This is a genomic window from Streptomyces sp. NPDC026092 (genome assembly GCF_040638605.1).
Lineage (GTDB): Bacteria > Actinomycetota > Actinomycetes > Streptomycetales > Streptomycetaceae > Streptomyces.
This window is the reverse complement of record NZ_JBEZYN010000038.1, coordinates 1-12,847: the sequence shown is the minus strand read 5'-3', so window position 1 is coordinate 12,847 and position 12,847 is coordinate 1. Positions and strand designations below refer to the sequence as shown.

The 12,847-nt window shown below is 71.1% G+C and carries 11 protein-coding genes; 10 read left to right on the top strand and 1 reads right to left on the bottom strand.

The window, feature by feature from the left end:
• Positions 1–2 precede the first annotated feature (2 nt).
• The 3 genes from AB0F56_RS35360 to AB0F56_RS35350 all read left to right on the top strand — a co-directional run bounded on the left by AB0F56_RS35360 (position 3) and on the right by AB0F56_RS35350 (position 3,351).
• Entirely contained in the window at positions 3–1,238 is a 1,236-nt protein-coding gene (locus AB0F56_RS35360; RefSeq protein ID WP_362017347.1) for a nucleotide disphospho-sugar-binding domain-containing protein, read from the top strand.
• Positions 1,239–1,268: 30 nt separating this feature from the next.
• On the top strand, positions 1,269–2,684 hold the full coding sequence (locus tag AB0F56_RS35355) for a nucleotide disphospho-sugar-binding domain-containing protein (protein ID WP_362017345.1): 1,416 nt from the start codon (positions 1,269–1,271) through the stop codon (positions 2,682–2,684).
• 73 nt (positions 2,685–2,757) lie between these two features.
• Positions 2,758–3,351, top strand: coding sequence for an NAD(P)H-dependent oxidoreductase (locus tag AB0F56_RS35350; RefSeq protein ID WP_362017343.1), 594 nt, complete (start codon positions 2,758–2,760; stop codon positions 3,349–3,351).
• An 86-nt stretch (positions 3,352–3,437) separates the two neighbouring features.
• Here AB0F56_RS35350 and soxR read toward each other — a convergent pair whose 3' ends face one another.
• The gene (gene soxR / locus AB0F56_RS35345) at positions 3,438–3,890 is read right to left on the bottom strand and encodes a redox-sensitive transcriptional activator SoxR (protein WP_362017341.1); all 453 of its coding nucleotides are present in this window, start codon (positions 3,888–3,890) and stop codon (positions 3,438–3,440) included.
• A gap of 108 nt (positions 3,891–3,998) precedes the next feature.
• Here soxR and AB0F56_RS35340 point away from each other — a divergent pair, with 108 nt between their 5' ends.
• The 7 genes from AB0F56_RS35340 to AB0F56_RS35310 all read left to right on the top strand — a co-directional run bounded on the left by AB0F56_RS35340 (position 3,999) and on the right by AB0F56_RS35310 (position 12,670).
• Positions 3,999–5,072, top strand: coding sequence for a glucose-1-phosphate thymidylyltransferase (locus tag AB0F56_RS35340; protein ID WP_362017339.1), 1,074 nt, complete (start codon positions 3,999–4,001; stop codon positions 5,070–5,072).
• A complete protein-coding gene (gene rfbB, locus AB0F56_RS35335) occupies positions 5,069–6,058 on the top strand; it encodes a dTDP-glucose 4,6-dehydratase (protein WP_362017337.1) in 990 nt (329 codons plus the stop codon). The genes AB0F56_RS35340 and rfbB overlap by 4 nt, the downstream gene beginning before the upstream one ends.
• Before the next feature lie 2 nt (positions 6,059–6,060).
• Positions 6,061–7,365 (top strand): lipopolysaccharide biosynthesis protein RfbH, encoded by a 1,305-nt coding sequence (rfbH, locus tag AB0F56_RS35330; RefSeq protein ID WP_362017335.1) that lies wholly within the window; start codon positions 6,061–6,063, stop codon positions 7,363–7,365.
• Positions 7,362–8,756, top strand: a complete 1,395-nt coding sequence (locus AB0F56_RS35325) for an NDP-hexose 2,3-dehydratase family protein (RefSeq protein WP_362017333.1) — start codon at positions 7,362–7,364, stop codon at positions 8,754–8,756. Before rfbH ends, AB0F56_RS35325 begins: the two co-directional genes overlap by 4 nt.
• Complete coding sequence (locus AB0F56_RS35320) at positions 8,753–9,715, top strand: Gfo/Idh/MocA family oxidoreductase (protein WP_362017331.1); 963 nt, start codon at positions 8,753–8,755, stop codon at positions 9,713–9,715. Before AB0F56_RS35325 ends, AB0F56_RS35320 begins: the two co-directional genes overlap by 4 nt.
• Positions 9,716–9,785: 70 nt before the next feature.
• On the top strand, positions 9,786–11,054 hold the full coding sequence (locus AB0F56_RS35315) for a nucleotide disphospho-sugar-binding domain-containing protein (protein WP_362017329.1): 1,269 nt from the start codon (positions 9,786–9,788) through the stop codon (positions 11,052–11,054).
• A gap of 44 nt (positions 11,055–11,098) precedes the next feature.
• Positions 11,099–12,670, top strand: coding sequence for an MDR family MFS transporter (locus AB0F56_RS35310; protein ID WP_362017327.1), 1,572 nt, complete (start codon positions 11,099–11,101; stop codon positions 12,668–12,670).
• The last annotated feature ends 177 nt before the right edge of the window (positions 12,671–12,847 follow it).

Here is a 12,847-nt window from a genome sequence, read left to right as displayed (position 1 = left end):
CCTTGCGCGTCCTCTTCGCCGTCTTCCCGTCGGCAGCCCACCTCCATCCCGTCGTCCCGCTGGCCCGCGCGCTGCAGAGCGCGGGCCACGAGGTCCGCGTCGCCATGCACCCGGACATGGTCGGCACCGTCACGTCCACCGGGCTCACCGCCGTACCCGTCGGCGCGCCGGACGACCTGCGGCCCGTGGTCGAGCTGAGCCGCCACCCCGAACGGCTCGACCAGCTCACCGCCAACCTCGCCCTGGACACCGAGGATCCCGGCGACTGGCGGGAGAAGTGGCGGCACGTGTGCAACGTGTTGTCCCTCTACCCTGCCGTCCTCGACGACCTGGTCGCCTTCGCCCGCGGCTGGCGTGCCGACCTGGTCGTCTGGGACACGTTCTGCCTGCCGGGGGCGATCGCCGCGCACCTCGTCGGCGCCACCCACGTCCGCTACCTGTGGGGCCAGGACAACATCGGATGGCTCCGGCAGCGGTCCCTCGCCGCCCAGGACGCGGACGACCCGCTCGCCGCGCTCATGAAGCCGCTGCTCGCGCCGTACGGCCTGGAGTTCCGCGAGGAGTTCCTGCTGGGCCAGTTCACGCTCGACCTGATGCCGCCGGGCATGGCCCTGCCGACCGATGCGCGCCGCATTCCCGTACGCCGGGTGCCCTACAACGGCGTCGGCCACCACCCCGCCTGGCTGGCGGAGCGGCCGGCCAGACCCCGGGTCTGTTTCACCCTGGGACTCGGCGGCCGCGGACGGCAGTTCTTCCGGGAGACCGGGGTCACGCTGCCCGCGCTCCTGGACGCGGTCGCGGACCTGGACATCGAGCTCGTCGCCACCCTCGACGACGGCCAGGTGGCAGAGCTGACCGACATCCCGCCCCACGTGCGGACGACCGGCTACGTCCCGCTCGACCGGCTGCTGCCGACGTGCGCCGCGGTCGTCCACCACGGCGGCGGCGGGACGTTCGCCACGGCCGTGGCGCACGAGGTTCCCCAGCTCGTCGTCCCGCTGCCGTTCTGGGCCGAGCTGGCGACCGCCCGCCACGTCCACCGGCAGGGCGCCGGAATCCACCGGCCGAGCTCCGAGTTCTCCACCGACACGTTCCGCGAGGACCTGCGGCGCCTGCTCGGCGAGGAGAGCTTCCGCCGCGGCGCCGCCGTGCTCCACGAGGAGTCGCTCACGACGCCCGCACCCGGCGACGTCGTCCCGGTCCTGGAGCGGCTGGCCGCACGGCCGGCCCGCACCTGACACCCCGCCCCCGCACAAGGAGTACTCCCGATGCGCGTCATGCTCGTGGCGTTTCCGCTGAGAGCCCACTTCTACGACATCGTCCCGCTGGCCTGGGCGCTGCAGGGCGCCGGCCACGAGGTCGAGGTGGTCAGCCAGTTCGGCATGACGGACGACGACGTGGCGGAGCTGATCAGATCCGCGGGTCTGCCCGCCACGGCGCTGGGGGACAGGGCGGACCTGGCCCCGCTCGTCGCGGCCCGCAAGGCAGGCCGCACGCCCGAACTCAGCCCGCACGCCCTGGCCGTGGACGAGACGTACGACGGGCCGAACGACGAGACGTACGACGGGCCGAACGACGGGCCGAACGTCGGGTCGACCCCCGACGGCGCCGTCGGCTGGAAGTGGAACCGCCACTGCATGGCCACCCAGTTCGCCATGACCTACCCGGTCGAAGGCCTCCCGGCCGGCCATCGGCCCTACGTCGACCTCCTCGTCGACCACGCCCGCTCGTTCCGCCCCGACCTGGTCGTCTGGGACACCCTGTGCTTCCCGGCGGCGATCGCCGCCCGCGAGGTCGGTGCCGCACATGCCCGCTTCCTGTGGGGCCGGGACCACGTGGGCTGGATCCGAGCGCAGTCCCTGGGGGAGCCGCCGCGCGGAACCGCGCCGGGCGCGCCCGCCGAAGCCGACCCGCTGACGGCCTGGCTGGAGCCGATGCTGGAGCGCTACGGCCACACCTACGAGGAGGAGTTCCTCCTGGGGCAGTGGAGCATCGACCTCACACCGACGCCGATGCAGCTGCCGGTGGACCACCCGCGCGTGCCCGTCCGCCGCATCCCGTACAACGGGGCCGCCGCGCTTCCCGCCTGGCTGCGCGAGGCGCCCGAGCGCCCCCGGGTGTGTCTGTCGCTCGGGGTGACCGGACGGCTGCGGGGTCCGGGCACCGGGAACGGCGAGGTGTCCGTGGCCGATCTGCTCGCCGAACTCGGCGACCTGGACGTCGACATCGTCGCGACCCTCACCGCGGCGGAACTCGCCACCGCGGGCAGCCTGCCGGCCAACGTCCGGGCCGTCGACTACGTACCGCTCGATCTGCTGCTGCCGACCTGCTCGGCGATCATCCACCACGGCGGAGCGGGCACCTACGCCGCGGCGGCGGCGCACCGGGTACCGCAGCTGATCGTCCCCGTACCCAAGTGGGACGAGCCCGCGCTGGCCCGCTACGTGGCCGACCGAGGCGCCGGCCTCGCCCTCGGCCCGGCGGAGCTGACGCCAGGCACGGTGCGGCAGGCGCTGACCCGGCTCCTCGGGGACCCCGGCTTCCGGGAGGGGGCCGCGGCACTCCACGAGGAGGTGCTGGCCATCCCCAGTCCCCGGGACACCGTCCCGGTCCTGGAGGCGCTGACCGCGCGCCACCGGACCGGATTTCCACGCTCTCACGAAGGAGTCCGGACCACCGCTTGACTTAAACCCACGTTCAACTACGAAGCTCTACGTGTTGCCGAGAGACAGTTCAGAAACGCTCAAGGAGATTGAGATGTCGGAAAAGCCGCTGCGCCTTGTCATCGTCGTCGGAAGCGTCCGCGAGGGACGCTTCGGCCTGCCCGTGGCCAAGTGGTTCGCCGAGGAGGCGCGCCAGTTCGGCCGGTTCGAGGTCGACGTCGTGGACCTCGCCGAGCACTCCCTGCCGATGGTGATGCCGGACTTCGGTGGTCAGCCGGACGCCGAGACGGCCGCCGTCCAGGCGGAGATCTCCGGACGTCTGGCCGAGGCCGACGCGTTCGTCCTGGTCACCCCCGAGTACAACCACAGCTTCCCCGCCGCCCTGAAGAACGTCCTGGACTGGTTCCGGGCCGAGTGGGGCGCCAAGGCCTTCGGCCTCGTCTCCTACGGCGGCCAGGGCGGCGGCATCCGCGCCGCCGAGCACCTGCGGCAGGTCATCGCCGAACTGCACTCGGTCACCGTGCGCGACGCGATGAGCTTCCACAACGCCTGGGAGCTCTTCGACGAGCAGGGCGAGGCCACCGACGAGGGCGAGTGCGCCGCCGCCGCCAAGCGGATGCTGGCCCAGCTCGACTGGTGGGCCACCGTGTTGCGCGAGGGCCGCGGCACCCGCCCCTACCCGGGCTGATCGCCGAGAAGCACGTTCATTCACAAGCGCGTTGGAGGCGGGAACCCGCCGGGTACGACACCCGGCCGGTTCCCGCCTCCGCGTCGTCAGGACGTGAGCCGGGCCGGCCCCGTCGCGTTCCGGCCGTACACGTCCTCGGGGTTGGCCAGCGCGCACCGCTTCAGCGACAGACAGCCGCAGCCGATGCAGTTGCTGAGCTCGTCCCGCAGCTCCTCCAACTGCCTGATGCGCGTGTTGAGATCCTTGTGCCAGCAGTGGGACACCATCGCCCAGTCCTCTTCGGTGGGCGTCCGGTTGTCGGGCAGCAGCCCCAGCACCTCGCGAATGGTCTCGAGCGAGATACCGACCCGCTGCGAGGCCCGGATGAAGGCGACCCGCCGGAGCGTGTCGCGGCTGTAGCGGCGCTGATTTCCCGTCGTCCTCCGGCTGATGATCAGCCCGTGCCGCTCGTAGTAGCGCAGCGCCGAGGTGGCGACCCCGCTGCGCTCGGCCAATTCACCGACAGTGAGTTCTTGCGCTTTCCAGGAAACGGAGGTCATGACTTCACGGTAACCGAATGACAGACACGCACCCCTTTGCCGCCCCGTGGCCGCCCGATGAGGCGGCCACGCGCATTTCTTTCCAGACATGGTGAGGAGAACTAGTCCATGAAGGCACTGGTGTTGTCAGGCGGATCCGGCACGCGATTGCGGCCGTTCAGCTACTCCATGCCCAAACAGCTCATCCCGATCGCCAACAAGCCCGTCCTCGAGCATGTGCTCGACGACATCAGGAACTTGGGCGTCACCGACATCGGCGTCATCGTCAACAGTGCCTGGGCCTCGGAGATCGCGGAGGCGATCGGCGACGGCAGCCGGCTCGGTGTGCGGGTCACCTACATCCCGCAGGACGCGCCCCTGGGCCTGGCCCACTGCGTCGCGCTTGCCGAGCCCTTCCTCGGCGACGAGGACTTCGTCATGTACCTGGGCGACAACATGCTGCCCGAGGGCACGGCCTCCATCGCCGAGGAGTTCCGTACCGGCCGGCCCGCGGCCCAGATCGTGGTGCACAAGGTGGAGGACCCGAGGGCCTTCGGTGTGGCCGAACTGGACAGCGAGGGCCGGGTCGTACGCCTGGTGGAGAAGCCGCGGGAGCCCAAGAGCGACCTGGCCCTGATCGGCGTGTACTTCTTCACGCCCGACATCCACCGGGCCGTCGCGTCCATCACGCCCAGCGCCCGCGGGGAGCTGGAGATCACCGACGCCATCCAGTGGCTCCTGGAGGACGGAGCCGAGATCAAGGCCAGCGAGTACCAGGGCTACTGGAAGGACACCGGCCGCGCCGACGACGTCCTGGAGTGCAACCGCCACCTGCTCGCCAGCCTGCGCCCGGCCCTTCTCGGCGAGGCCGACGAGGCCAGCGAACTGATCGGCCAGGTACGCATCGAGGCCGGCGCGCGCGTCGTGCGCTCCCGCATCGAGGGACCGGCCGTCGTCGGCGCGGGCTGCGTCATAGAGGACTCCTACATCGGCCCGGACACCGCCATCGGCAAGGACTGCACCCTGCGCGACACCCGCATCCGCGACTCCATCGTCCTCGACGGCGCCACGATCTCCAAGGTTCCCGGCATCCAGGGATCGATCATCGGCCGGAACGCGACCGTCGACACAGGCGGCGACGACGTCGGCACCTACCACCGGATGGTGGTGGGCGACCACACCCGAATCGAGGTGGCAGCATGAAGGTACTGGTCACAGGCGGGGCCGGATTCATCGGCTCGCACTACACACGGACGATGCTCGACGGGGACCACCCCGGCTTCGAGGACGCCGAGGTCACGGTCCTCGACCGGCTCACCTACGCGGGCAACCGGGCCAACCTCCCCGAGTCCCACCCCCGTCTCACCTTCGTCGAGGGCGACATCTGCGACGCGGGACTGCTGCGCGAGGTCCTGCCGGGCCACGACGCCGTCGTCCACTTCGCCGCCGAGTCCCACGTCGACCGCTCGCTGCACGCGGCGGCCGAATTCATCCGTACCAACGTCGGCGGCACCCAGTCGGTGCTCGACGCCTGCCTCGCCACCGGCGTGGAGCGCGTCGTCCACGTCTCCACCGACGAGGTGTACGGCTCGATCCCCGAGGGCGCCTGGACCGAGGAGTGGCCGCTGCTGCCCAACTCGCCCTACGCGGCGTCCAAGGCCTCGTCCGACCTGATCGCCCGCTCCTACTGGCGCACCCACGGCCTGAACGTCTCCATCACCCGCTGCTCCAACAACTACGGCCCGTACCAGCACCCCGAGAAGCTGATCCCGCTGTTCGTCACCAACCTCCTGGAGGGCGAACAGGTCCCGCTCTACGGCGACGGGCGCAACATCCGCGAGTGGCTGCACGTCGACGACCACTGCCGGGCCATCCAGCTCGTCCTCACCGGCGGCCGGGCCGGCGAGATCTACAACGTCGGCGGCGGCAACGAGCAGACCAACCTGCAGATCACCGAGCGTCTCCTCACTCTGCTGGACGCCGAACCGTCGATGGTGCGCCGGGTGCCGGACCGCAAGGGCCACGACCTGCGCTACGCCCTCGACGAGACCAAGATCCGCGAGGAACTGGGCTACGCCCCGGCCATCTCCTTCGAGGACGGCCTGGCCGACACCGTCGCCTGGTACCGGGACAACCCCAACTGGTGGAAGGCGGTCAAGCACCGCCCCGCCGACGCCGAAGGAGCCTGAGCATGAGCCAGTACAAGTCTGAGGTCCTGGACGCCACCCGCAAGTACCACCACGACGTCCAGCCGACCGGCGGCTTCGTGCCCGGCGTCACCGAGATCTGGCCCTCCGGCGCCGTGCTCGACGAGGACGACCGGGCCGCCCTCGTCGAGGCCGCCCTCGACCTGAGGATCGCGGCCGGGCCGGCCTCCAAGAAGTTCGAGTCGGCCTTCGCCAAGCTCCTCGGCCGCCGCAAGGCCCACCTCACCAACTCCGGCTCCTCCGCCAACCTCCTCGCCCTCACCGCGCTGACCTCCCACACCCTCGGGGAGCGCCGGCTGCGCCGCGGCGACGAGGTGATCACGGTGGCCGCCGGCTTCCCGACCACGGTCAACCCCATCGTCCAGAACGGCCTGGTGCCGGTCTTCGTCGACGTGGAGCTCGGCACGTACAACACGACGGCCGAACGGGTCGCCCGGGCCATCGGGCCCAAGACCAGGGCCATCATGATCGCGCACGCGCTCGGCAACCCCTTCGAGGTGGCCGAGATCGCCCAACTCGCCCAGGAGCACGACCTGTTCCTCGTCGAGGACAACTGCGACGCGGTCGGCTCCACCTACCAGGGCCGGCGTACCGGCACCTTCGGCGACCTGACCACCGTCAGCTTCTACCCCGCGCACCACCTCACCATGGGCGAGGGCGGCATCGTCGTCACCAGCGACCTGAAGCTGGCGCGGGTCGTGGAGTCACTGCGCGACTGGGGCCGCGACTGCTGGTGCGAACCGGGCAAGAACAACACGTGCTTCAAGCGGTTCGACTACCAGATGGGCACCCTGCCCCAGGGCTACGACCACAAGTACATCTTCTCCCACGTCGGCTACAACCTGAAGGCCACCGACCTGCAGGCGGCCCTGGGCCTGACGCAGCTCACCAAGCTCGACGGCTTCATCGAGGCCCGCCGCCGCAACTGGCGCCGCCTGCGCGAGGGGCTCGACGGCGTGCCGCACCTGGTGCTCCCCGAGCCGACCCCGGGCAGCGACCCCAGCTGGTTCGGCTTCGTCATCACGGTCGACCCGCAGGCGCCCTTCCACCGCTCCGAGCTCGTCGACTTCCTGGAGAACCGGAAGATAGGCACCCGCCGGCTCTTCGCGGGCAACCTCACCCGGCACCCCGCCTACATCGACCAGCCGCACCGCGTCGTCGGCGACCTCACCAACAGCGACATCATCACCGAGCACACCTTCTGGGTGGGCGTCTATCCGGGGCTGACCGACGAGATGCTCGACTATGTCATCTCCTCGGTCAAGGAGTTCGTGGGGGCCCGCGCATGAGCATGACGCTTCCGAGCCCCGTCCTGAACGCCCGCGAGGACACCGGCGTGGCCGCGCGGATCGCCCGGTCCGCCGCCGCCAAGGCCGGTGCCCGGCTGCGCACCGAGGACTTCGCCGACTGGCTGGACGGCCGCCGCCGCGCCCACGCGTTCCGGGTCGACCGCATCCCCTTCGCCGACCTGGACGGCTGGGCGTTCGACGAGACCACCGGCAACCTCGGACACCGCAGCGGACGCTTCTTCACCGTCGAGGGGCTGCACGTGCGCACGGGCGAGGAGCCCTACCCCGAGTGGCGCCAGCCCATCATCAAGCAGCCGGAGGTGGGCATCCTCGGCCTCCTCGTCAAGGAGTTCGACGGAGTCCTGCACTTCCTGATGCAGGCCAAGATGGAGCCCGGCAACCGCAACCTGCTGCAGCTCTCGCCCACGGTCCAGGCCACCCGGAGCAACTACACCAAGGTGCACCGGGGCGCGGACGTGAAGTACATCGACCACTTCGTCCGGCCGGACCGGGGCCGCGTCATCGCCGACGTCCTGCAGTCCGAGCACGGTTCGTGGTTCTTCCACAAGAGCAACCGCAACATGATCGTCGAGACGGACGAGGACGTGCCCCTCGACGACGACTTCTGCTGGCTGACCCTCGGTCAGATCGGCGAACTCCTGCACCGGGACAACGTGATCAACATGGACTCGCGTACCGTCCTGGCCTGCGCGCCGCTCCCGCACGACGAGCCCGGGGCCCTGCACAGCGACACCGACCTGCTGTCCTGGTTCACCGCCGAGCGCGCCCGCCACGACGTGCACGCCGAACGCATCCCGCTCGCCGAGGTGCACGGGTGGCACCGGGGCCCGTCGTCCATCGACCACGAGGACGGCCGCTACTTCCGCGTCATCGCCCTCGACGTGCGGGCCGGCAGCCGGGAGGTGGCCGGCTGGACCCAGCCCCTGTTCGAGCCCCGCGGCCTCGGCGTCACGGCCTTCCTGACCCGTGACATCGGGGGCGTACGGCACGTCCTCGCCCACGCCCGGGTCGAGGGCGGCTTCCTCGACACGATCGAACTCGGCCCCACCGTCCAGTACACCCCCGACAACCTCACCCACCTGCCGGGCGACCAGCGTCCGCCCTTCCTCGACCTCGTGCTCGACACCCCGGCGTGGCGCATCCGCTACGAGGCCACGCACTCCGAGGAAGGCGGCCGGTTCCTCAACGCCGAGAGCCGCTACCTCCTCGTGGACGCCGACGACGATCCCCGGGTGCCGCTCGACCCGCCGCCCGGCTACCGCTGGGTCACACCGGGGCAGCTCACCTCCCTCGTCCGGCACGGCCACTACGTCAACGTGCAGGCCCGCACCCTCCTCGCCTGCCTCAACGCGACGGCGGGCCGCGGATGACCGGAGTCCTGCGCATCGGGGTCCTGGGCTGCGCGGACATCGCCCGGCGCCGCATGCTCCCCGCGATCGCCGCTACGGAGGGGGTCGAGCTAGCCGCGGTCGCCGGCCGGGACGAGGCCAGGGCGCGCGAGACGGCCGCGCCGTACGGCGCCCGCCCCGTCCGCGGCTACCAGGAGCTCCTGGACCGCGACGACATCGACGCCGTGTACGTTCCGCTGCCCGCGGCGCTGCACGAACGGTGGACGGAGGCGGCCCTGCGGGCCGGCCGGCACGTCCTCGCCGAGAAGCCGCTGACCACCGACCCGGCCGCCACCGAACGCCTGCTCACCCTGGCCCGGCGGTCGGGCCTCTACCTGACCGAGAACGTCATGTTCGTCCACCACGGACAGCACGACGCGGTACGGAAGCTCCTCGCCGACGGTGCCATCGGCGAGCTGCGGGGGTTCAGCGCAGCCTTCGCCGTACCCCGGCTGGCCGACGGCGACATCCGCTACCGCGCCGACCTCGGCGGCGGCGCCCTCTGGGACACCGGCGTCTACCCGGTCCGCGCGGCCCAGCACCTGCTGGGCGACGCGCTGACCGTCCGGGGCGCCGTCCTCACCCGGGGCCCCGGCCAGGAGGTGGACACCGCGGGCACGGCGCTGCTCAGCACACCCGAGGGCGTCGCGGTCCAACTGGCCTTCGGTCTCGACCACGCCTACCGCTCCGGCTACGCGTTCTGGGGCAGTGAAGGCACGCTCAGCGTCGACCGGGTGTTCACCCCACCCGCCGACCACCACCCCGACGTACGGCTCAGCCGGGGCACCGACACCCGGACGCTGCGACTGCCCGCACAGGACCAGGTCGCGGCGACGGTCCGGGCGTTCGCCCGGGCCGTCCGCTCCGGCGCGACACCGGACGACACGTCCTTGCGGCAGGCGCACCTGCTGGACGCGATCCGCAGGTCCGCCGGCCGTTGACTTCAACCCGAGTTCAAGTTGTTCCCTGGTTCGGCCGCCGGCTTTCTGCCACAACCCCGCGGAGGCGTCAGTGAGAGTCCTGTTCGTGATATTCCCGGCGACGGCGCACGTCCACCCGGTCGTCCCGCTGGCCTGGGCCCTGCGGGCCGCAGGGCACGAAGTGCGCGTCGCCACCCACGCCGGCATCGCGGAGACGGTCGGCGCCGCCGGGCTGAGCACCGTACCCGTCGGCGATGTCGAACCGCTGCGGCACGTCGTCGAGCTCAGCAAGGACCCGAGCCTCCTGGAGGAGCTCGACGCGGGACTCACCCTCGACGCCGAGAACGCGGACGACTGGGAGACCACCTGGCTGCGCACCGTCCGCAGCCTCTCCGTCTTCGGTCACGCCCTGGACGACCTCGTCGCGGTCTGCCGCTCCTGGCAGCCCGACCTGGTCGTCTGGGACCCCTTCTGCGTTCCCGCCGCCCTCGCGGCCCGCCTCGTCGGCGCCGCCCACGTGCGGTGCCTGTGGGGCCAGGACAACGTCGGGTGGCTGCGCGCCAGGGCTCGGGAACAGGCCGGCCACGACGGCCCCGACGAGATCCTCGCCAGGCTCATGGAGCCCCTGCTCGAGAAGTACGGACTCGCCTACGACGACGAACTACTGCTGGGCCAGTGGACGATCGACCCCAGCCTCGACGGACTGCGGCCGGCCACCGGCCTGCCCACCCTGCCGATGCGCCAACTGCCCTACCACGGGGCCGCGACGCCGCCGCCCTGGCTGGACGAGCGCCCCTCCCGGCCCCGGGTCTGCCTGACCCTCGGCGTGGGCGGCCGCGGCCGGCAGCTCTTCGCGGAGACGGGTGTCTCCCTGACGGACGCGGTGACCGAACTGTCCACCCTGGACATCGAACTGCTCGTCACCCTCGAGCCCGGACAGTGGCCCGACGATGTCGCCCTGCCGGACAACGTGCGGCTCATCGACTACGTCCCCCTGGACCTGCTCCTGCCGACCTGCACGGCGGTCATCCACCACGGCGGCACGGGCACCTTCAACGCCGCCGTCGCCCACCAGGTCCTTCAGCTCATCGTTCCCATGCCCTTCTGGGAAGAGCCCACCAACGCCCGCCACCTGCGCGAACGCGGCGCCGGGGAGACCATCGACCCCGCGATGTTCAGCGCGGACGCCCTCCGGGAGCGCCTCGCGCGGCTCCTGGAGGAGCCCCGATTCCGCGAGGGCACCCGGCAGTTGCACGAGGAGTACCTGAAGGCCCCCGCCCCCCACGACCTCGTGGCGGATCTCGAGTCCCTGACCCGGGACCACCACGACCGCGCCACCCGGCCCGACAACGTCGACTGACGAAACATCAGCAACAGCCCGCGTGACCCCACCAGAGGTGAAGCATGTCCGAAGAAGCAGCCCCGACCGACACCCGCTTGAGCAAGGCGCAGATCCGCAAGCTCTACGTCATCGTCGGCTCCGTGCTGATAGCCATGATGCTGGCGACGCTGGACAACCTCGTCCTCGGCACGGCGATGGCCACCATCGTGGGGGAGTTGGGCGGCCTCGGCCAGCTGAGCTGGGTCGTCACCGCGTACGCGCTCGCCAGCGCCGTCTCCACGCCCGTCTGGGGCAAGCTGGGCGACATGTACGGGCGCAAGGGCGTCTACCTCGTCTCGATCGGCGTGTTCCTCATCGGCTCCGTACTGGCGGGGCTCTCCCAGTCCATGGGGCAGCTGATCGCCTTCCGCGGTGTGCAGGGGCTGGGCGCGGGCGGTCTGATGGTCGGGGCGCTGGCCATCATCAGCACGGTGGTACCGCCCCGTGAGCAGGGCCGCTACCAGGGCCTGGTGGCCGCCGCGATGGGCGTGACGATGGCGGCGGGCCCGCTCGTGGGCGGCCTGGTGACCGACACCCTGGGCTGGCGCTGGTGCTTCTACATCAACGTCCCCCTCGGGCTGCTCGCCCTCTTCATGGTCAGCTCCGTCCTGAAGCTGCCCAAGCACCGCTCCGAGGCCCGCATCGACTACCCGGGCGTCGTGCTGCTCGCCGTGGCCATCAGCGCGGTCGTCCTCGTCAGCGCCTGGGGCGGCACCGAGCACTCCTGGGCCTCGCTCGTGATCCTCGGTCTGATCGGCGCGGGCGTGGTCGCCGCGGTCCTCTTCGTGCTCGTCGAACGCCGGGCGCAGGAGCCCGTGCTGCCGCTCGGCCTGTTCCGCAACGCGAACTTCTCCCTCGTCCAGATCAACGGTCTGCTCGTGGGCGCCCTGATGTTCGCCCTGATGACCTTCCTGCCGCTGTTCCTCCAGGTCGCCGGGGGCGCCTCGGCGAGCAACGCCGGTCTGCTCCTGCTGCCGACCTTCATCGCCATGATGGCCACCAACATGACGGTGGGACGCCTCATCACGGCCACCGGACGCTACAAGGCGGTCATGGTCGCGGGCGGTGCGCTGTCGGCCGCGGGCATGCTGATGCTCGCCCGCATGACCACCGACACCTCGTCGTTCTACTCCGGCACCGCCATGGTCCTGGTGGGCTGCGGCACGGCCTGCATGATGCAGACGGCGATCCTCGTCTCCATCCAGAGCGTCGAGGCCAAGGACCTGGGCGTCGCCGCGTCGACCGCCACCCTGTCCCGTACCATCGGCGGCTCGGTCGGCATCTCCGTCATGGGCGCCGTCTTCGCCACCACGATCGGCGACGCCCTCAGCGGCCTCGCCGGGGGCGCGCACGCCGGCGAGGGCAAGCCGCAGATCGACCCGGCCAAGCTCGCCGAACTGCCCGAGAACGTCCAGCGCGTCTACCAGGAGGCCGCCGCCGACGGCACCGGCAGCGTGTTCCTCCTCGCGACCGGGCTCGCCCTGGTCGCGGTCGTCGTCTCCTGCCTGGTCAAGGAGGTCGAGCTGCGGGACACGGCCGCCGTCGAGGTGGACGCGGACGAGGAGGCCGACGAGAAGGGCGTCAAGACCGTCTGAACGGCCCGTGAGGCCCGGCGACAGACCCACGCCGTGTCCACCCGGTTCCCACCCCCAGCCTCCGGGCCGGGGTGGGAACCGGTGCATGTGTCAAGGCTCCTCGCCCGGAGCTTCGCCCGTTTGAGATCCGCAAACAGGATCGAAGCGTAGCTGGAACGGGTAGACCGGTTCGGAGCA

Coding starts and splice junctions, on each gene's coding strand:
- AB0F56_RS35325 (WP_362017333.1), top strand. CDS start 7,362: ATGAGCATGACGCTTCCGAGCCCCGTCCTGAACGCCCGCGAGGACACC.
- rfbH (WP_362017335.1), top strand. CDS start 6,061: ATGAGCCAGTACAAGTCTGAGGTCCTGGACGCCACCCGCAAGTACCAC.
- soxR (WP_362017341.1), bottom strand. CDS start 3,890: ATGACCTCCGTTTCCTGGAAAGCGCAAGAACTCACTGTCGGTGAATTG.
- AB0F56_RS35355 (WP_362017345.1), top strand. CDS start 1,269: ATGCGCGTCATGCTCGTGGCGTTTCCGCTGAGAGCCCACTTCTACGAC.
- AB0F56_RS35320 (WP_362017331.1), top strand. CDS start 8,753: ATGACCGGAGTCCTGCGCATCGGGGTCCTGGGCTGCGCGGACATCGCC.
- AB0F56_RS35340 (WP_362017339.1), top strand. CDS start 3,999: ATGAAGGCACTGGTGTTGTCAGGCGGATCCGGCACGCGATTGCGGCCG.
- rfbB (WP_362017337.1), top strand. CDS start 5,069: ATGAAGGTACTGGTCACAGGCGGGGCCGGATTCATCGGCTCGCACTAC.
- AB0F56_RS35350 (WP_362017343.1), top strand. CDS start 2,758: ATGTCGGAAAAGCCGCTGCGCCTTGTCATCGTCGTCGGAAGCGTCCGC.
- AB0F56_RS35310 (WP_362017327.1), top strand. CDS start 11,099: ATGTCCGAAGAAGCAGCCCCGACCGACACCCGCTTGAGCAAGGCGCAG.